At 66.2% G+C, this 19,209-nt stretch carries 18 protein-coding genes; 6 read left to right on the top strand and 12 right to left on the bottom strand.

Translation table 11 applies throughout. The features are described from left to right. Positions 1-73: 73 nt before the first annotated feature. The 8 genes from JCM7686_RS05225 to JCM7686_RS05195 all read right to left on the bottom strand — a co-directional run bounded on the left by JCM7686_RS05225 (position 74) and on the right by JCM7686_RS05195 (position 9,019). On the bottom strand, positions 74-871 hold the full coding sequence (locus JCM7686_RS05225; protein ID WP_020949818.1) for an LpxI family protein: 798 nt from the start codon (positions 869-871) through the stop codon (positions 74-76). Further along, the gene (gene lpxA / locus JCM7686_RS05220) at positions 868-1,653 is read right to left on the bottom strand and encodes an acyl-ACP--UDP-N-acetylglucosamine O-acyltransferase (protein ID WP_020949817.1); all 786 of its coding nucleotides are present in this window, start codon (positions 1,651-1,653) and stop codon (positions 868-870) included. Before lpxA ends, JCM7686_RS05225 begins: the two co-directional genes overlap by 4 nt. Further along, the gene (gene fabZ / locus JCM7686_RS05215) at positions 1,646-2,125 is read right to left on the bottom strand and encodes a 3-hydroxyacyl-ACP dehydratase FabZ (protein ID WP_020949816.1); all 480 of its coding nucleotides are present in this window, start codon (positions 2,123-2,125) and stop codon (positions 1,646-1,648) included. Before fabZ ends, lpxA begins: the two co-directional genes overlap by 8 nt. A 115-nt stretch (positions 2,126-2,240) precedes the next feature. Beyond that, positions 2,241-4,340: a hypothetical protein gene (locus tag JCM7686_RS05210; protein ID WP_020949815.1), complete on the bottom strand. Its 2,100-nt coding sequence runs from the start codon at positions 4,338-4,340 to the stop codon at positions 2,241-2,243. Beyond that, positions 4,337-5,191 carry a DUF4159 domain-containing protein gene (locus tag JCM7686_RS25110; protein ID WP_328286679.1) on the bottom strand — a complete coding sequence of 285 codons (855 nt, stop codon included), beginning with the start codon at positions 5,189-5,191 and terminating at the stop codon, positions 4,337-4,339. The genes JCM7686_RS05210 and JCM7686_RS25110 overlap by 4 nt, the downstream gene beginning before the upstream one ends. A 35-nt stretch (positions 5,192-5,226) precedes the next feature. Then, positions 5,227-7,149 carry a BatA domain-containing protein gene (locus tag JCM7686_RS05205; protein ID WP_020949813.1) on the bottom strand — a complete coding sequence of 641 codons (1,923 nt, stop codon included), beginning with the start codon at positions 7,147-7,149 and terminating at the stop codon, positions 5,227-5,229. Beyond that, on the bottom strand, positions 7,149-8,021 hold the full coding sequence (locus JCM7686_RS05200) for a DUF58 domain-containing protein (RefSeq protein WP_020949812.1): 873 nt from the start codon (positions 8,019-8,021) through the stop codon (positions 7,149-7,151). Before JCM7686_RS05200 ends, JCM7686_RS05205 begins: the two co-directional genes overlap by 1 nt. After that, the gene (locus JCM7686_RS05195) at positions 8,018-9,019 is read right to left on the bottom strand and encodes an AAA family ATPase (protein WP_020949811.1); all 1,002 of its coding nucleotides are present in this window, start codon (positions 9,017-9,019) and stop codon (positions 8,018-8,020) included. The genes JCM7686_RS05200 and JCM7686_RS05195 overlap by 4 nt, the downstream gene beginning before the upstream one ends. 71 nt (positions 9,020-9,090) lie before the next feature. Here JCM7686_RS05195 and JCM7686_RS05190 point away from each other — a divergent pair, with 71 nt between their 5' ends. Together JCM7686_RS05190 and JCM7686_RS05185 are read left to right on the top strand one after the other, a co-directional pair. Next, positions 9,091-9,702 (top strand): DUF1285 domain-containing protein, encoded by a 612-nt coding sequence (locus tag JCM7686_RS05190; protein ID WP_020949810.1) that lies wholly within the window; start codon positions 9,091-9,093, stop codon positions 9,700-9,702. A 6-nt stretch (positions 9,703-9,708) separates the two neighbouring features. After that, entirely contained in the window at positions 9,709-10,473 is a 765-nt protein-coding gene (locus JCM7686_RS05185) for a hydroxypyruvate isomerase family protein (RefSeq protein ID WP_020949809.1), read from the top strand. Positions 10,474-10,475: 2 nt separating this feature from the next. Here JCM7686_RS05185 and JCM7686_RS05180 read toward each other — a convergent pair whose 3' ends face one another. Genes JCM7686_RS05180 through JCM7686_RS05165 form a run of 4 tightly spaced genes read right to left on the bottom strand, consistent with a single transcriptional unit; the run spans position 10,476 to position 14,720 of the window. After that, complete coding sequence (locus JCM7686_RS05180; protein WP_020949808.1) at positions 10,476-12,818, bottom strand: aldehyde dehydrogenase family protein; 2,343 nt, start codon at positions 12,816-12,818, stop codon at positions 10,476-10,478. Positions 12,819-12,825: 7 nt separating this feature from the next. Then, positions 12,826-13,770: a deoxyribose-phosphate aldolase gene (gene deoC, locus JCM7686_RS05175; protein WP_020949807.1), complete on the bottom strand. Its 945-nt coding sequence runs from the start codon at positions 13,768-13,770 to the stop codon at positions 12,826-12,828. Positions 13,771-13,773: 3 nt separating this feature from the next. After that, on the bottom strand, positions 13,774-14,427 hold the full coding sequence (locus tag JCM7686_RS05170) for a DUF1523 family protein (RefSeq protein WP_041527142.1): 654 nt from the start codon (positions 14,425-14,427) through the stop codon (positions 13,774-13,776). Positions 14,428-14,438: 11 nt separating this feature from the next. Further along, positions 14,439-14,720, bottom strand: a complete 282-nt coding sequence (locus tag JCM7686_RS05165) for a hypothetical protein (RefSeq protein ID WP_020949805.1) — start codon at positions 14,718-14,720, stop codon at positions 14,439-14,441. Between the two features lie 210 nt (positions 14,721-14,930). On the opposite strand from JCM7686_RS05165, the gene JCM7686_RS05160 reads away from it, so the two are divergent. From JCM7686_RS05160 to JCM7686_RS05145, 4 genes are all read left to right on the top strand, one after another. After that, on the top strand, positions 14,931-16,205 hold the full coding sequence (locus JCM7686_RS05160) for an acetylornithine deacetylase/succinyl-diaminopimelate desuccinylase family protein (RefSeq protein ID WP_020949804.1): 1,275 nt from the start codon (positions 14,931-14,933) through the stop codon (positions 16,203-16,205). A gap of 136 nt (positions 16,206-16,341) precedes the next feature. Next, positions 16,342-16,635 carry an FtsB family cell division protein gene (locus JCM7686_RS05155; protein WP_020949803.1) on the top strand — a complete coding sequence of 98 codons (294 nt, stop codon included), beginning with the start codon at positions 16,342-16,344 and terminating at the stop codon, positions 16,633-16,635. A gap of 114 nt (positions 16,636-16,749) precedes the next feature. Beyond that, a complete protein-coding gene (pdhA, locus tag JCM7686_RS05150; RefSeq protein ID WP_020949802.1) occupies positions 16,750-17,814 on the top strand; it encodes a pyruvate dehydrogenase (acetyl-transferring) E1 component subunit alpha in 1,065 nt (354 codons plus the stop codon). A 12-nt stretch (positions 17,815-17,826) separates the two neighbouring features. Continuing rightward, positions 17,827-19,197, top strand: a complete 1,371-nt coding sequence (locus tag JCM7686_RS05145) for a pyruvate dehydrogenase complex E1 component subunit beta (protein WP_020949801.1) — start codon at positions 17,827-17,829, stop codon at positions 19,195-19,197. Positions 19,198-19,209: the final 12 nt, after the last annotated feature.

The raw sequence follows: 19,209 nt of genomic DNA, 5'->3' as shown, positions 1-19,209 counted from the left end.
CGCGGGCCGCGCGCGGGTCGTTGAGGGCATCCGGCCCGCTTGACCGGGCGAGGCTCGCCCGATCCGGCCCGTGTCAGTCGCGCGCCCAAAGGAAAAGCCCCGCCGCTTCGGCATCGGCAATTGTGCGGGCGCGGTCGAGCAAGATGACCCCGCCCGCTTCCCAGGCGATCCCGGCCAGATCGGCCTCGGCGGCGCGGCGCACGGTTTCCGGGCCGAGCGTCGGCAGGTCGATGCGGCGGTCCTGTCCGGGCTTCGGCGCCTTGTAGAGCACGCCTTTCGCGCCTTTCGGATTGGGGCGCAGATCGCGGAACTTCGCGGCGAACTCCAACATCGCATCGGTGCCCGGAAGCGCCTCGACCGCCATGCACAGGCCCTGAGCGACGATCGCGCCCTGCCCGATGTCATAGCCGCCAAGCCCCGAGACGATGCGCGCGGCTTCCTCGGCATCCTTGCGGTCGCGGTCCGAGGGCGCGCCTGCGAGCAGCCCCGCGCCCGGCACCAGCCCCGGCGCGATCTCTTCGACCGAGCGCACTGCAAGCCCGCTTTCCTCGAAGACCGCCAACACCTCGCGCAAGGCGGCATCATCGCCGGTTTGCATCGCCGCGATGATGCGCGGCACGATTTGCAGCGTGCGCGGATCGAACAGATCGGGCTCAAGCTTCGGCCGCCGGATCGCTCCGGCAAAGACCACTTCGGACACGTCGTGATCCAAGAGATGGTCGAGGAAGGGGATCAGCCGTTCGAGCCGGAAGGGCTCGGCCGCGACCTTGGGCGAGAGCCCGGCGAGCGCATAGATCAGCGGCGCGTCCAGCTCGGCCACGATGGCGGGGGCGAGCTCCCCCTCGCCTGCGATAATGGCAATGCGGCTCATGGATGGGGCGCCAGAAAGCTGCGATCCGAGGGCCCGAGGATGAAATCGAGCACTTCGCGGATCTTGGCGGGATGCTCCTCCTCGGCCATATGGCGCGCGGTGTCGCGGAAGGCGCCGCCGCCGAGCTTGCCCAGCAGATCGCGCAACGCGTGGATTTCATCGCGCGAGGCGCCGCGCCGCTTCAGCCCGACGAGGTTCAGCCCGTCAAGATGAGCGCGCGGCCCCTGCACCAGACCGAAGGGGATGACATCGGCGGTGACCATGCTCAGGGCGCCGATCATCGCGCCATGGCCGATGCGCACGAATTGATGAACGCCCGAGAGCCCTCCGACGATGACATCGTCTTCAAGCACGCAATGGCCCGCGACCGAGACGTGGTTGACCAGAATGACCCGGTCGCCGATCCGGCAATCATGGGCGACATGAGCGCCCGCCATGAAGAGCCCGTCATCGCCAACCTGCGTGATCCCGCCGCCGCCTTCGGTGCCGGGGTTCATCGTCACATATTCGCGGATGCGGTTGCGCTTGCCGATGATCAGCTGCGTCTTCTCGCCCTTGAATTTCAGATCCTGCGGCGCCTGCCCGATCGAGGCGAAGGGGAAAATCGCGGTCTCATCGCCGATGGTCGTCGCGCCGGTCAGCACGACATGGGATTGCAAGGTCACCCCCGCGCCCAGACGCACCTCGGGTCCGACGATGCAGAACGGACCGATCTCGCAACCCGGGCCGATCTCGGCGCCGGGTTCGATGATCGCGCTGGGATGGATGCGGGTCTCAGCCATTGTCGGTCCGGTTCAGCATGGCCATGACCTCGGCCTCGGCGCACAGCACGCCATTGACGATGGCGCGACCCTCGAATTTCCAGATCTTGCCGCCGCCACGCAGGGTTTTCATATGCAATTCAAGCACATCTCCCGGCACGACCTTGTTGCGGAAGCGGCATTTGTCGATCGACATGAAATAGGTGCCCATGCCCTTGTCGGCGAGATCGAGCGTCGCGCCGACCAGAACCGCCGCCGCCTGCGCCATGGCCTCGATGATGAGCACGCCCGGCATCACCGGCTCTTGCGGGAAATGGCCTTCGAAATGGGGCTCGTTCGAGGTCACATTCTTGACGCCGACGCAGCTTTCGCCCGCGACGATGTCCTTGACCTTGTCGACCAAGAGGAAGGGATAGCGATGCGGAATAAGCCGCTTGATCATCGCGATATCCACCTCGGTCGGGGGAACGTAGCTGCTGTCTTCGGTGGCCATCGGCATTCCTCTCGGGTCGTTTTCGTCTGCCTAGCAACGGGCTGAGGCCTTGGCAAGTTTCCCAGACATCGGCGCAGGCAAAGGATTTTCTGCCAAACCCCGGTTCCAGGCGCGCTCAGAGCGCGCGGGCGCGGCCCTCACGCAGCCAGCCGATGAGCACCAGCCCCGCGATCAGCGCAAGCCAGGCCCAGCCCGGCAGCAGCGGATAATGGGTGCGCCCGGTCACCGTCGCGGCCTCGCGCGGGGTGATCGCGATCCACTCGCCCGTAACGCCCTGACCATGGGCCGAGCGCCCCGGCCGGACCGTGCGCAAGGCCGGGACCCCGTCCGAGAGATGCAGGATCCCGCCCTGTGTCGCCTCGGTGAGCTTGGTAAAGCCCTCGCCGCTGGCGACGGTTTGCTCAAATTCACGCGGTACGGCGGGGCCGAGCGCCACGACGCGGGTGATCTCGCCGTCGCTGAGCCGGTAAAGCCCCTCGCCCGGTGCCTGCCAGACCGCGCTGAAGACGCCGGGACCGGCGGCGGTCAGGGGCAGATCCTGGCTGTAGCCCTCGGGTCCGGTGATTTTGACCGGCCCGGCCTGATCCTTCATCGTCCGCCGCGTCACCGTCACGCGCAGCTCGCGCCCGACATCGGCCAGCAATGTCTCTTCCTCGAGCTCGGGCTCTTTCATCGTCCAATGGGCAATCCGGCGCAGCAATTCGAGCTGCGGCCCGCCGCCTTCAAAGCCACGCCCCCAGAGCCAGACCTGATCCGAGGACAGCAGCGCCACCCGGCCCTTGCCGACGCGGTTCAGGACCAGAAGCGGCTGGTCCTCGGCGCCCTTGAGTACGACCTCGGCGCCGGGCACGGGCTGCATCTGCGACATGCGCAGCCAGCGCCCCCAATGCGGACCTTTATCCTCGGGCCCCGGCGCGCCCGGAAGCCCCGCCGTCACCGGATGGCGTTCGCCTTCGGGCGTCAGGCGCGGCAGGAAGGGCTGCTCGAAGAGCCGCCCGGTGGGTTTTCCCGGCAGGATCTGGCCCAGAGGCGAGAGGTTGAGGCTTTCGACCGTGGCCATTTCCGGCCCGGCCGCGACCAGAACCGCGCCGCCGTCCTGCACATAGCGCACGATATTGTCGTAATATTCGGGGGGCAGGATGCCGCGCACCGAATAGCGGTCGAAGATGATGAGATCGAAATCCTTGATCCGCTCCATGAAGAGCTCGCGGGTCGGGAAAGCGATCAACGACATCTCATCGACCGGCACCGGGTCGCTGTTGTCGGGCGAGCGCAGGATGGTGAAATGGATCAGATCGACATTCGCATCCGATTTCAACAGGTTGCGCCATGTCCGCTCTCCGGCATGGGGCTCACCCGAGACCAGCAGGACGCGCAGGCGGTCGCGCACGCCCTCGATCTGGATCGCGGCGGAATTGTTGCGCGTGGTCAGCTCCGGCACCTCGGATTGCGGCGTGTCAAAGCCGATCGAGACGACGTTTTGGCCCGCATGATCGGGAGTGACCTTCAGCTCGAAGGGCACGCCCGGCGGGATCGCTGCGCTTTGGCTTTCGCCACCATCGACCGAGAGGCGGATGGTGGCGGGCTGCGCGGCGACCGAGGCGGGCACATTGCCCTGATCCTCGATGCGCAGCCGAATGGTCGCGGGCTGGCCGATCAGCGCGAAGGCCGGGGCCTCTTCGATGACCAGACGCCGGTCCCAATCGCTGGGATTGCCGGTGAGGAGCACATGGACCGGCGCGGGCGCAGTGGCGGGAAGCATCGCCTCATCGTGGAGCCGCCCGTCCGTCACGGCAATGACGCCCGCAACCCGAGCCTCGGGCTCTGCCGCAAGCGCGCGGGTGATCGCCGAGCCAAGCAGGGTGCCTTCGCGGTCATTGCCGACGGTGATGCGGCGGATTTCGGTATTCGGCAGGGCCTGAAGCTTCTGGGTCAGCTCGGTCACCGCCTGATCGGTCTGGGCGCTGCGCCCGAGCAAGGTCTGGCTGTCGCTGCGATCGTCGATCAGGATGACGATATCGGAAAGCCCGCTGCGCACCCCCGCCTCGATCAACGGCCCGGCCAAGGCCAGAGCCGCGACCAGCCCGGCAAGCCCGCGCCAGATCCAGCCGCGCAGCCCGCTCCAGAGCGCCCAAAGCGCGACCAGCACCGCCATCAGGGCGAGCGCCGCGACAATCGGCCAGGGCAGAAGCGGGTCGAAGCCAAGACCGGTCATTGCGGCACCTCCTCGACCTTGAGGCGATCGAGCAGCGCCGGGACATGGACCTGATCGGATTTATAATTCCCGGTCAGCGCATACATGATCAGATTGACGCCGAAGCGATAGGCCATCTCGCGCTGATGCTCGCCCTCAAAGCCGGTGCCGACCGCGTAAAGCGGCAGGCCGCGGTCATCGACGGCCCAGGCCTCGGCCCAGGCATTCGGCCCGATGATCACCGGCGAGACCCCGTCATTGAGATTGCGGAAGGGCACGCCTTCGGCGGCGGCGGCATCGGAACTCGGCGCCTCGGCCCAGATCGGATTGCCCGCATAGCGCCCGGGGAAGTCCTGAAGCAGATAGAAGGTCCGGGTCAGGACATGGTCATGGGGCACCGGCGCGAGCGGCGGAATGTCGAGCGGTGCGGCCAAGGCCTTCAGCGCCGCCGTGCCATCAGGCCCGCCGAGACCCGCAATATCGCCATCGCGCGTGTCAAAGAGGATCATGCCGCCCGAGCGCAGGAAATGGTTGAGCCGGGCATAGGCCGCAGGCGAGGGTAGCGGCTGGCTGTCGGTGACCGGCCAGTAAAGGAAGGTCAAAAGCGCCGGATCATCCTGATCGAGATCGATGCCGATCGGCGCACCCGGCCGCACCGTCGTACGTTCGGCCAGCACCTGCGAGAGCCCCTTGAGCCCGGCCTCGGAGGCGCGGTCAATCTCGGCGTCACCGGTGATGACATAGGCCAGAGCATCGGCATTGGCCGCGCGCATCAAGCGGCTGTCGGGATCGAGGCTTTGCGCGGAGGCAAGTGCGGGGGCAAGAAGGGGGGCGAGAGCCGTCAGCATCACCAGAGCGAGCAGCCTCAGCATGCCTCCGGCGGAGATATTTAACCATGAAAGACGCATCACGCCGCCGCCTTTCTGCCACGCGAGAGCATGGCGCTGGCCAGCGCATCAAGGACGAGGAGGAGCGCGGCCAGCGCGAGCAGCCAGCCTTTGAGGTCGACGCCCGGCGCGATGTCGCGGGTCTCAACGGTGACGCCGTCCCAGCGCGCCGGGATGAGCTCGCCCCCGGCATTGAGCGCCGCGCGACGTTCGCCTGCGGCATAGATGCCCGCCGGGGCGATCGGGCTGGGGCCTTGCGCGAAATCGCCTGCCGCGACTGGGGCGAGATCGCCCGCGGGCATGGCGCGGCCAAAGCCGTCGAGCAAGGATTGCGCAGTCCAGAACGGCTGTTCGGCCGCATCGCTTTCGCCGGAAGTTTGGCTGCTGCGCGCCGATTGGATCAGGCGGTCGAGCATTTGTGGGAAGAGGAGCGAGAGCGGCAGATTGCTCCATTCCGCATTGGCCGTCGTGTGGAAGAGGACGACCTGACCCTCGCCCAAGCGTTCGCGCGTGACCAGCGGCGTGCGGTCGGAGAGCTGGACCAGCGTCAGGCTTTGCAGATCGGGCGCGGGCTCTGGCAGGAGCTGGGCGCGGATGGTGACATCTTCGGGGGCGCTGAGCCCGGCGAAGGGGCCGGTGCTGTCGAAGGCGGCAAGACGGCGCGGCTCGCCCCAGCTGAGCGCGCCACCGATGTCGCGCCCGCCCGGACGCAGGCGCACCGGCAGGAGTTCTTCTTCAGCCAGCCGGTCGGAGGCGGCCATGCGCGGACCGGCGAAGCGGATCAGGAGGCCGCCCTGCTCGACCCAATCAGCAAGCCCCGCCATGCCCGGGAGGCCGGTCTGGTCGACGAGGATGACGACATCGGGCGCGGCTTGCAGCACCTCGGCGAGGCTGCCCTCGATGAGATCGGAATTCGGCGCGATCGCCTCGCGCAGGTAATGGAGCGGCGAGAGCAGCTCCTGCCCCTCGCTGGCGCGATCATCGCCGACCAGAGCGACCTTGCGGCGACGGATGCGGTCATCGGCGAGCACCACGGTTCCGGCCGCCGGTTGGCCTTCGATTTCAAAGCGTTGGATGCGGTTGCGCAGCTCGGCGGGCAGATCGACCGGGACGAGGCGGCGGGTGACGCCGGCCTCGGTCACGGGTTCTCCGGGCGTCAGCACCGCCAATTCGCGCAGCACGCCCTGCGGGTCGGGGCCGACCGCGCGGATCACCGGCGCTGGACCGGTGGCGGTGGCGCGGTGGGTGAGCACGGGCTGATCGCCCGGTGCCAGCGCCAAGGACTGGACCGGGGCCTCCGGCATCACCACGGTGACCGGGCCGCGTTTGCGCAAAGCCTCGAGCCAGATCTCGCGGCCCGGATGATCGAGCCCGTCGCTGAGCCAGAGGGTGCGCAGTTGGCCTTGAGGCACCGCCGCCAGCGCCGCCTCGGGATCGGGGGGATAGCGCGTGGCCCAGGGCTGGGGTTGCGCCGCGCGGATCCGGGCGGCCAGCGCATCGCCCGCCGCGAAGGGCACGATGTCTTCGGTCCGGCCATCGGCGAGGATCAGCGCCGCTGCCCGGCCCGCCGAGGCGGCGCGGTCGAATTCGCGCGCGGCACGGGTCTGGACCTCGGACCAGCCCGGCGCCGCAGCCCAGCCGCCATCGACCATGACCAGCAGCGGTCCCGTCCCCGCCGCATCCGGGCGCGGCTTCCAGAGCGGACCGGCGAAGGCGAGGATCAGCGCGGCAAGCGCCGCCAAGCGCAAGATGAGCAGCCACCACGGCGTGCGCTGCGCCACCGGATGGGGATCCTTCAGCCCGGCGAGCAGCCGCGTGCCGGGGAAGCGCAGAAGCTTCGGCGCAGGCGGCAGGGCGCGCAGGATGACCCAAAGGACCGGCAGAGCGGCCAGCGCCAGCAAGAGCCAGGGCGCGGTAAAACCCAAGGGACCAAGGATCAGCATCAGCCCTCCAGCACGGCGGAAAGCCACAAGAGCGCGGCAGAGGGCGGGCTTAAGGTGTCATGGCTGCTGAAATGCCAGCCTGCCTCGGTCGCGGCGCGGGTGAGCAGGCTTTTGCGCTCTGCCAGCCGGTCGAGATAGGCCGCGCGCAGGCCCTTGGCGTCGCGCGTGTCATGGCTGGCGCCACCGGCGGCGGAACGGAAGAGCACTGCGCCCTCGAAGGGGAAGCTTTCCTCATCGGGGTCGAGCACCTGCAACAGCGCCCCTTTGACGCCCATCGCGGCCGCGCGGGTGAGAAAGCCGATCACCGGTTCGGGATCGCCGAGGAAATCCGAGATCAGCACGATCTGCTGGCCCGGACGGATCAGCGCGGCAGGCGGGTCCTCGTCATCGCCGATCGCGGCGGGCGTGGGCTCGAGCAGGCTTTGCGCGATCCGCTCGGCCTGAAGCCTGCCCGGACGCGGGACCTCGCCCAGAAGCGCCACGCGCTCGCCGCCGCGCAGCAAGGCCATGGTCAGGGCCAGCGCGAGAATCTCGGCGCGGTGGCGCTTGGTCGGGCGGTCCGGGCCGCCGGTGAAATCCATTCCCTGCCCGCGCGCCACCCAAAGGGCAGCGGATTGCGCGATCTGCGCCTCGCGGTCGCGGATGAACTGCCCGTCCGAGCGCGCCGAGCGGCGCCAGTCGATCGAGCGGGCATCATCTCCGGCCATCGCCGGACGATATTGCCAGAACTCCTCGCCGATCCCGGCGCGGCGCATGCCGTGGCTGCCGCTGACCAGTGCCGCGCTCAGCCGCTCGGCGGCAAGCAAAAGCGCGGGCAAGCCACCTGCGGCGACCTCGGCATCGGCGCGAAGTTGATCGGCGGAACGGCTCACGCGGCGGCCTGACCCCGGGCGCCCTGCAGACGGGCGATCACGGCATCGACGGTCTCGCCGCGGGCGCGCGCCGCGAAGGAGAGCGCGATGCGGTGGCGCAGCACCGGCGCGGCCATGGCCGCGACATCGTCAAGCGTCGGCGCAAAGCGGCCCTGCAAAGCGGCACGGGCGCGCGTGACCATCATCAGCGATTGCGCGGCACGCGGGCCCGGGCCCCAGACCAGCGTCTCGGCGGTCCAGGCGGGCGCCTCGGGGGCGCCGGGGCGGGCCGCGCGCACGAGATCGAGGATCGCATTGAGCACGGTTTCCCCGACCGGCATCCGTCGGATCAGCGCCTGCGCCGCGATCAGCTCATCGGGGGAAAAGACCGCATGGGCCGCGCCCTGCTCGACCCCGGTGGTGGCGAGTAGGATCGCGCGCTCGGTGTCGCGGTCGGGATAATCGACATCGACCTGCAAGAGGAAGCGGTCGAGCTGGGCCTCGGGCAAGGGATAGGTGCCCTCTTGCTCGATCGGGTTCTGGGTCGCGAGCACATGGAAGGGGCGGCCAAGCGTGCGATGCTCGCCGCTGATCGTGACCTCGCCCTCCTGCATCGCCTGCAACAGCGCCGATTGCGTGCGCGGGCTGGCGCGGTTGATCTCATCGGCCATCAAGAGCTGGGTAAAGACCGGCCCCTCGATGAAGCGGAAGGCGCGGCTTCCATCGGGCTTCACATCGAGCACTTCCGAGCCGAGGATATCGGCGGGCATGAGGTCAGGCGTGAACTGGACACGCGCGGTTTCCAGCCCGAGCACGGTCGCCAGCGTATCGACGAGCATGGTCTTGCCAAGGCCCGGTTGGCCGACGAGCAGCGCATGGCCGCCCGACAGAATCGCGGCCAACACCTGCTCGACCACCGCCTTCTGGCCAACGAAGCGTTGCTCGACACTGGTCTTGGCCTGCGACAGCCGCCGGGTCAGTGTTTCGACTTCGGAAACCAGATTTTCATCCACCGCCATGACATTGCCCTTCATCTGTTCTAGGACAGCATAGAGACAGCCATAAACGGGCTCCACAGGGAATGGCCAATATGACTGACAAAAGCGTGAGCGCCGGGGGGGCAGGCAAAGCCGCCACACCCGGGACCATTGCGGCTGAGGCTCCCCCTCCCGCAGCCGAGGGGCTGCTGGCTGCGGCCAAGAGCGCGGGCGCGCGCGGCTCGGCGCCGGTCCATCTCTGGAACCCGCCCTTTTGCGGTGATCTCGACATGGAAATCCGCGCGGACGGAACGTGGTTTTACAATGGCACCCCGATCGGACGCCCGGAAATGGTGCGGCTCTTCTCGACCATCCTGAAGCGGGAAGAGGACAAGTATTTCCTTGTCACCCCGGTCGAAAAAGTGGGCATCCGCGTGGTCGATGCGCCCTTTCTGGCCGTCGATGTGGATCTCGACGAAGGGGGCGGCGCGCCCTCGGTCACCTTCACGACCAATGTCGGCGAAAGAATCACCGCAGGCCCCGGCCATGAGATCCGCATGGCGGGAACGCCCGAAATCCCCCGTCCCTATCTGCATGTGCGGCGCGGGCTCGAGGCGTTGATCGACCGCAAGACCTTCTATCGCCTCGCCGATCTGGCCGAGTTCGGGCCGGAGGGGCGGCTGACGCTGCGCTCTGGCGGGCAGAGCTTTTCTCTGGAGCCCTAAGCCCCAATGGCGAATTTTGCTGCGAATCTGACCTATCTTTTCACCGAACTGCCGATGCCCCTGCGCTTTGCCGCCGCCCGCAAGGCGGGGTTTGGCGGGGTCGAGATCCTGTTTCCTTATGACATTGCCACGAAAGAGCTGTCGGGTTGCCTTGCCGGCGCCGGGCTCGACTTCGTGCTGATGAACTGCCCGCCGCCGAACTGGGCGGGTGGCCCGCGCGGCTTTGCCGCCGAACCAGGGGGCGAGGCCCGGTTTCGTCAGGATTTCGACAAGACGATGGCCCTCGCGCAAACCCTGCGCGCCCGTCACGTCCAGATCATGGCGGGCAAAGCCGCAGGTCCGGTCGCGCGCGAGTGTTTCGTGAACAATCTCAAATGGGCGGTCGAGCGCGCACCTCAGGCGAGCCTGCTGATCGAGCCGATGAATCAGACCGATATGCCGGGCTATTTCCTCAGCGATTTCGATCTCGCCGCCGAAATCATCGCCGAGGTCGGCGCGCCCAATCTCGGCCTGCTCTTCGACGCCTATCAGGCCCAGATGATCCATGGCGACGCGCTGGCCTGCTGGCAACGCCATGCCGCAATCGCCCGCCATATCCAGATCGCAGGCTGCCCCGGCCGCCACGAGCCGAGGCAAAGCGAGATCAGCTATATCGACTTTTTCCGCGAGGTCAGCGCCTCGGGCTATGCCGGTTGGGTCGGGGCCGAATATATCCCCCAGACCACGACCGAGGCCGGGCTGCGCTGGTTGCGCGAGCGGCGCAACCAGTAGCCCTAATAGGCCGCGCTGCCGGTGCCTGCGGGCAAGGCGCCGTAAGGCAGCCAGATCGTCTTGTCGCGCGTCGCATGGCGCAGGAAATCGCGCCCCTGCGCGGCGGCTGTCCAATCTCGCAACGTCGGCGACCAGACCGGTTTCAGCGTGACGGCTGCGGCTTCCTCGACGCGCGTCAGCCCCGCAGATCCGGTGGCCCCGACATGCCAGATCGCCTGCACATCGTCATGGCTCGCCAGATTGGCCGCGAGCTCATCCCTTGGGCCGGTCACGATATTGACCGTGCCGCCGGGCAGATCCGAAGTGTCAAAGATCTGGTAAAGCGTCAGCGCGGCCAGCGGATGATCCTGCGAGGGCACGGCGACCACCGCATTGCCCATCGCAATCGCGGGCAGGACCAGTGACAGGAACCCCGCCAAAGGCGCGTCATTCGGGCAGGTGATGCCGATCACGCCCTGCGCCTCGGGCTGGACCAGCACGAGATGACCGGTCTTGGCCGCGATTGTCGCGCCGTCGAATTTATCGGCGAAACCAGCATAGAAGAAGGCGCGACGGATCGCGACATCGACCTCGGGCGCACCGACCAGAGCCGTCAGCTCGGCACGGCGCAATTCAAGGTTCTCGGCCAGGAAATAGAGCACCTGCGCGCGGCCATGCGCACCGAGCCCGGCCCATTTCGCGCGTCCCGCATGGGCGGCCTCGACCGCATTGCGGATGTCCTTGCGGCCGCCCAAGGGGATCAGCGCACCATCGGCAAGATAGCTCGCCCCGCCATCGGGCCGCTTTTGCGCGCCGCCGATATAGAGCTTCGCCGTGCGGTCGATCCCCGCGCGCTGCCCCGTCTGCCCCTCCGGCACGGTGCTGATCGGGGCGGGTTTGCTTTCGGCCTGCGCCTTGACCTCTGGTCCCGTCAGATAATCGCGCATCCCGGCGCGCCCACCCTCGCGCCCGTAGCCGCTGTCCTTCACCCCGCCAAAGGGTGCTGCCGCGTCAAAGAGGTTCGCCGCATTGATCCAGACCACGCCCGCCTTGATCCGCGCCGCCATATCGGTCGCGACCGTGGCGCTTTCCGACCAGATGCTCGCGGCCAGCCCGTAGCGGGTGTTATTGGCCAGATCCGCCGCCTCATCCGGGGTGCGGAAGGTCGAGAGCGTGGCGATCGGGCCGAAAATCTCTTCGCTCATCCCGGGATTGGCGGGCGCGATACCCCGCAGATAGCCCGGCGCGACGAAACAGCCCGCAAGCGGCGCGCCGCCCACGAGCTCCGCCCCCGCCGCCACCGCATCGCGACAAATCTTCAGAATGCGCTCTTTCTGGACGGGATGGACGATCGCGCCGACATCGGTCGATTTGTCCAAGGGCGCGCCGACGCGCAGCTTCTCCATCCGGGCGCGCAACAGCGCCTCGAACCGGGCCGAGACGCTTTCCGCGACCAGAATGCGCGAACCCGCACAGCAGACCTCACCCTGATTGAACCAGATCGAATCGACCACGCCTTCGACGGCGGCATCGAGATCGGCGTCCTCCATGACGACAAAGGGCGATTTGCCTCCAAGCTCCAAGGTCAGCTTGCGCCCGCTGCCCGCCAAGGCATGGGCAATCGCGCGCCCGACCTCGGTCGAGCCGGTGAAGGCGATCTTGTCGGTCTTGGCGCGCACCAGCGCGGCGCCGGTCTCGCCATCACCGGTCACGATATTGACGACGCCCGCGGGCAGGCCGACATGTTGGCAAATCTCGGCGAAGGCCAGAGCGGTCAGCGGTGTATATTCGGCAGGCTTCAAAACGACGGTATTGCCCGCCGCCAGCGCCGGCGCGACCTTCCAGGCGAGCATCAGAAGCGGGAAGTTCCACGGGATGATCTGGCCGCAGACGCCAAGCGGGCGCAGGCCGGGGAACTCGGTCTCGGCAAGCTCGGCCCAACCGGCGTGATGGTAGAAATGGCGCACGACCAGCGGCACGTCGATGTCGCGCGTCTCGCGGATCGGCTTCCCGTTGTCGAGCGTTTCGAGGACCGCGAGGAAGCGTTCGCGCTTCTGAATGGTGCGGGCGATGGCGTAGAGATAGCGCGCGCGGTCGTGGCCCGAAAGCGCCGCCCAAGCGGGCTGGGCTTTGCGCGCCGCCTTGACCGCCTTGCCGACATCTTCGTCGCCGCCCTGGCTGACATGGGCGAGAACCTCGCCGGTCGCCGGATCGCTGGTCGCAAAGCCCCGGCCCGGCTGGGTGAAACTGCCGCCGATGAAATGGCCAAACTTTTGATGTTGCGCCAGCCAGTCGCGGACCGCCGCCGCGTCCTCAACCGAAGCGCCGTAGTCCAGATGGTCCATAATCTCGCTCACGCTTGGCATCTTACCCTCAACCTGCGGCCAGTCGATGGGCGGCGGCATAGCGCCCGGTGACATTGTGATGAATCTGGCGCTCGATATCGCCCAGAAGCGACGAGGCCCCGATGCGGAACAGCCCGGGCGCAAGCCAGTCGCGGCCGAGCTCCTCGAACATCAGCACCTCCCAATTCAGCGCATCCTTGGCGGTTTTCAGCCCGCCCGCCGGTTTGAAACCAACCTTGTGGCCGGTCAAAGCCTGATAATCGCGGATGGTGCGCAGCATGGTCAGGCTGACGGGCAAGGTCGCATTCACCGGCTCTTTCCCGGTCGAGGTCTTGATGTAATCCGCCCCGGCCTGCATCGCGACATGACTGGCTTTCGCGACATTTTGCAGGGTCTTGAGCTCTCCGGTCGCGAGAATGGCCTTCATCCGGGCTGGTCCGCAGGCCTCGCGCATCGCGCGGAGCTCGTCGTAAAGCGCGCCCCATTCGCCGCGCAAAGCCAGCGCGCGCGAAATGACGATATCAATCTCATCCGCGCCCTGATCCACGGCATAACGGATCTCGGCCAGACGCAGATCCAGCGGCATCAGCCCCGCCGGAAAGCCGGTCGCGACGCTCGCCACCGGGATCGCGGTCCCCGCAAGCGCGCGTTTTGCGGCGGCGACCATGGTCGGATAGACGCAGACCGCGCCGGTGGTGAGGCCGGTGACGCCGATCTCCTCCAGAAGCTCTGGCGCGATCGGCTGGCGCGCCTTGGCGCAAAGCCGCGCCACGCGGTTCTCGGTGTCATCGCCCGAGAGCGTGGTCAGATCGATGCAGCTGACCGCATTCAACAGCCAAGCGATCTGCCAGTTTTTCTTGAGCGAGCGCCGCGTCGTCAGATTGGCTGCTCGCCGCTCGGTCGCGGGCGTGTTGATGCGCACCGCCTCAAGCCAGTCGGGGCGGAAATCCGTGCCGGGATTGCGCGCCGCCATGACCTAGCCCCTCTTGCCCCAAAGGCCGCTCCACCAGCGCGACAGCCGCCCTTTGGCCTGACGCGCATCGTCTCCGACCCGGTCAAAAGCCTCATCGACCGAGCGCGCCGCCGGGCTGAGCGTGCGTTCGCGGAACTGGTTCCACATCCGCCAGATCAGGAACAAAAGCGCGCCGAGGATCACCAGCGTGATCTGCGCCCCCCAATTCGTCGGGCGCGCATCCGGCCCGTCCACCGGCTTGATCTTGATCGCATTCGGGTAGACCGAGAGCCAGGCAATCCGCCAGCCGTAAGAGGTCACCGAGACCCATTTCGGCGCATCCGAGGTCGATTTCAGATCGGTCGCCTGCGAATGCAGGTTCGAGCTGTCATATTTGAAGAAGGGCGGCCAAATCCAACCGGTGTCCTCGTTGCGATAGACATAGACCTTGCCGTTCGGACGCACGGTGTCGATGAACCGGACATCGCGCTGGCCCTTGGAGTTCTCGACCGTGCCGGTATCGGGCGAGGCATAAAAGATCGAATTCGCGCCGATATCGGTCAGCCGGTTATAGGTATTCGTGATCCGGACCGTCTGCTTATAGGGCAGAGTATAGTCGAGGAAGAGAAAGACCACGGCCGCGAAAAAGATGGCCAATCCAGTCTTGACGTAGCGCAAAGGGTCTCTCCTCAATTGTAATTCACCAAGATGACGATGGTGGCGATCAGCACCAAAGGCAAGATCAGCACCAGCCCGACCAGCCGGGCGCGTAAGGTTTTGCGAAATCCGATCATCGAGCGGCGGACGAATTCACGCCGCGCGGAGCTGTCGCCCTGCCGGTCGGGATGGCGGCTGTCCCATTCCTTTTCCAGCTCTTCGCGGCGCAGGCTGCGGATATAGATCGAGAGGAGCGCGTAAAAGACCAGCTCGATCAGCACGACAAAGACGAGCAGCCGGACGAAAGCCATCATGCGCGAACCATCATCTGTGGCCCTCGCGCCCGAAGGGGATGCAAATCGCGCGCCTCATTGGCTTTTCCTCGTTGCCGTTCCCTGTTGCCCGTCCCTTCCGATAGCATGGGCCGCGTCCGGGGTCAGCAGCGAACTGGCCTATGCCTCGGGCGGGAGCCTGTGCCTCGGGCGGGAGTTGCCGCAACGCGGTTCCGGCGCTAGCCTGCTGCCATGACCGAGCCCCGCGCCTCCCTTCACGAAGCCATTCTCAGCCGCCGCGCCGATCTGATCGCGCTCACGCAGGACCTGATCCGCATTCCGACGCTGAACCCGCCGGGGCGAAATTATCTGGATATTTGCGCGTTTCTCGAAGCGCGGATGGCCCCACAGGGTTGGGCTTGCGAATTGGTCCGAGCCAAGGGCGCGCCGGGCGATTGCGCCGAATTTCCGCGCTGGAATTTCATTGCGCGCCGCAAGGGCACGCGCCCGGGCGAATGCGTGCATTTCAACAGCCACCATGACGTGGTCGAGGTCGGCCACGGCTGGACCCGCGATCCCTTTGGCGGCGCGCTTGAAGGCGACCGCATTTATGGGCGCGGCGCTTGCGACATGAAGGGCGGCTTGGCCGCCAGCATCATCGCCGCCGAGGCTTTTGTCGCGACCCATCCCGATCACGCGGGCACGATCGAAATCAGCGCGACCGCCGATGAGGAATCGGGCGGCTATGGCGGCGTGGCCTTTCTCGCCGAGCGCGGCGATTTCGCCCATGTGGGTCACGTGCTGATCCCCGAACCGCTGCACAAGGACCAGATCTGCCTTGGCCATCGCGGCGTCTGGTGGGCCGAGATCGAGACGCGGGGCCGGATTGCCCATGGCTCGATGCCCTTTCTGGGCGATTGCGCCGTGCGCCATATGGGCGCCGTGCTGGAGGAAATGGAGGCGACGCTGTGGCCGCTTCTCGCGGGCAAGCACACCGAAATGCCGGTGATCCCGGAAGGCGCGCGGTCCTCGACGCTCAACATCAATTCAATCCATGGCGGCGCGGCGGAACAGCCTGCGGGCTTCACCGGCCTGCCCGCGCCCTGCGTGCCTGACCGCTGCCGCATCACTATCGACCGCCGCTTTCTGATCGAGGAAGACATTGCCGAGGTGAAGGCCGAGATCACCGCGATGCTCGAGCGCATCCGCGCAAGACGCCCGAGCTTCAGCTATGAAATCCGCGATCTCTTCGAGGTCCAGCCGGTGATGACCGCCAAGGATGCCCCGGTCGTGCGCACCACCGCCGCCGCGATTGAACGCGTTCTGGGCCGCGAGGCGGGCTATGTCGTCAGCCCCGGCACTTACGATCAGAAACACATCGACCGCATCGGCAAGCTGAAGAACTGCATCGCCTATGGCCCGGGGCTTTTGCATCTCGCCCATCAGCCCGATGAATGGATCAGCGTCACCGATATGGCGGATTCGGCCCGCGTCATGGCTTTGGTGCTGGCCGATCTTCTGGGCTGAGCCCCACCCCGGCGCGCCGTCTTGATCGATTCGGCAAGGATCGCCCACCCTGCCCCGCGCCTGCGCAAAACGATTCCCAAAGCGCCCGGCACCGGCTATTATGTCTGCAAAACATAACGAGCAGTTCGGGACACCCATGCAGCAACGTCTGTCGATCTCTGCGATCGTCTTCTTCCTTCTCATGGTCCTTGCCGGTCTTTACTTCGCCTTTGCCGCGGTTCAGGGCCCCTCGGGCATCCTGCGCCGCGTCCAGCTTGAGGCGGAAACTCAGGACCTGATGGCCGAGCGCGACCGGCTTCAGGCCGAGGTCGATCAGATCGCCAATCTGACGCGCCGCCTCTCGGATGAATATCTCGACATCGACCTTCTGGACGAGCGCGCCCGCTCGGTTCTGGGTGTCATGCGCGCCGACGAGATCGTTATTCGCTGATTTTGCGCAGGGATTTCTGCCCGGATTCATACGGGGGGCGATTGCAGGCCTCTGCGGGATGCGCTAGGGATAGTTTAACGCTGAACTATTCCCAAGCCGACCGGAGGAGACCGCATGGCAAGGAAGCCCACCGAGGCAAGAACGCCTGAATCAGCCGATACGCCCAACACATCTGGCGCGGCCGCAGGCGCGATCTCGAACGTTTCTCGCGACGAACTTCTGAAATTCTATCGCGATATGCTGCTGATCCGCCGCTTTGAAGAAAAGGCTGGTCAGCTTTATGGCATGGGCCTGATCGGTGGTTTCTGCCACCTCTATATCGGGCAGGAAGCCGTCGTCGTGGGCCTTGAGGCCGCGACGAAAGAAGGCGACAAACGCATCACCTCTTATCGCGACCACGGTCACATGCTCGCTTGCGGCATGGAAGCCAATGGCGTGATGGCCGAGCTCACGGGCCGCATTGGCGGCTATTCGAAGGGCAAGGGCGGCTCGATGCACATGTTCTCGCGCGAGCGCCATTTCTATGGCGGTCACGGGATCGTCGGCGCGCAGGTGCCGCTGGGTGCGGGTCTCGCCTTCGCTGACAAATATCTCGGCAATGACAATGTCACCTTCGTCTATTTCGGCGATGGCGCGGCGAACCAAGGCCAGGTCTACGAGACCTACAACATGGCCGAACTCTGGTCGCTTCCGGTGATTTTCGTCATCGAGAACAACCAATATGCCATGGGCACCTCGATCAAGCGCTCGACCAAATCGACGACGCTTTTCGGTCGCGGCGCGGCCTTCGGCATCCCGGGCGAGCAGGTCGACGGCATGGATGTGCTGGCGGTCAAGGCGGCAGGCGAGAAAGCCGTGGCGCATTGCCGCGCGGGCAAGGGCCCCTATATCCTCGAAGTGATGACCTATCGTTATCGCGGCCATTCGATGTCGGATCCGGCGAAATACCGCACCCGCGAAGAGGTCCAGAAGGTCCGCGACGAGCGTGATGCGATCGAACATGTCCGCGAGCTTTTGCTGACCGGCAAACATGCGACCGAGGACGATCTCAAGGCGATCGACAAAGAGATCAAGGATATCGTCAACGAATCCGCAGAATTCTCGAAAGAGAGCCCCGAGCCGCCGCTCTCGGATCTGTGGACCGATATCTACGCCGACGAAATTCCGAGCCACGCCTGAGGGAGGGAAAACATGGCTATTGAAATCCTGATGCCCGCCCTGTCGCCGACCATGGAGGAAGGCACGCTGGCCAAATGGCTGGTCAAAGAGGGCGATACCGTCAAAGCCGGTGATATTCTGGCCGAGATCGAAACCGACAAGGCCACGATGGAATTCGAAGCCGTCGACGAAGGCATCGTCGGCAAGCTTCTGGTTGCGGAAGGCACGCAGGGCGTGGCGGTGAATACACCGATCGCCGTGCTGGTCGAAGAAGGCGAATCGGCCGATGCCGCGCCTGCACCCAAGGCTGCACCTGCGGCGGCTCCGGCTGCTGCGGCTCCTGCCCCGGCCACCGCAGCAAGCCCGGCCGCCAATCCCGCTCCGGCAGCCGATGCCTCGCCCGATTGGCCCGAAGGCACGCCGATGAAAACCATGACCGTGCGCGAAGCTCTGCGCGAGGCCATGGAAGAGGAAATGGCGCGCGACGAGACCGTCTTCATCATGGGTGAAGAGGTCGGCGAATATCAGGGCGCCTATAAGATCAGCCAGGGCCTGCTCGACAAATTCGGGCCGCGCCGCGTGGTCGATACGCCGATCACCGAGATGGGCTTTGCCGGGATCGGCGTCGGCGCCTCTTGGGGTGGCCTGCGTCCGATCGTCGAATTCATGACCTTCAACTTCGCCATGCAGGCGGTTGACCAGATCATCAACTCGGCGGCGAAGACGCTTTACATGTCGGGCGGCCAGATGGGCTCTCCGATCGTGTTCCGCGGCCCGAACGGGGCAGCCGCCCGCGTCGGCGCGCAGCACAGCCAGGATTATGCCGCCTGGTATGCGATGATCCCGGGTCTGAAGGTCGTGATGCCCTATTCGGCAGCCGATGCCAAAGGCCTGCTGAAAACCGCGATCCGCGACAACAACCCGGTCGTCTTCCTTGAAAACGAGATCCTTTACGGCCGCTCGTTCGAAGTGCCGGATCTGCCCGATTTCACCATTCCCTTCGGCAAGGCGAAAATCGTGCGTCCGGGCCGTGATCTGACCATCGTCAGCTTCGGCATTTCCGTCGCCCATGCGCTGGATGCGGCGGCGGCTCTGGCCAAGGACGGGATCGAGGCCGAGGTCATCGACCTGCGCACCCTGCGTCCGATCGACTATGCCACCGTCATCGACTCGGTGAAGCGGACCAACCGCTGCATCACCGTCGAGGAAGGTTTCCCGGTCGGCGCCATCGGCAACCACATCTCGGCCTATGTCACCGAACATGCCTTCGACTACCTCGATGCGCCGGTGATCAACTGCACCGGGAAAGACGTGCCGATGCCCTATGCGGCCAATCTCGAGAAGCTGGCGCTGATCACCGTGCCGGAAATCGTCGAGGCCGCGAAGAAAGTCACCTACCGTTAAGGGGAAAGCGAG

The organism is Paracoccus aminophilus JCM 7686 (genome assembly GCF_000444995.1).
Lineage (GTDB): Bacteria > Pseudomonadota > Alphaproteobacteria > Rhodobacterales > Rhodobacteraceae > Paracoccus > Paracoccus aminophilus.
Note: the sequence above shows the minus strand (reverse complement) of the source record. Positions and strands in the feature narration are given on the sequence as shown.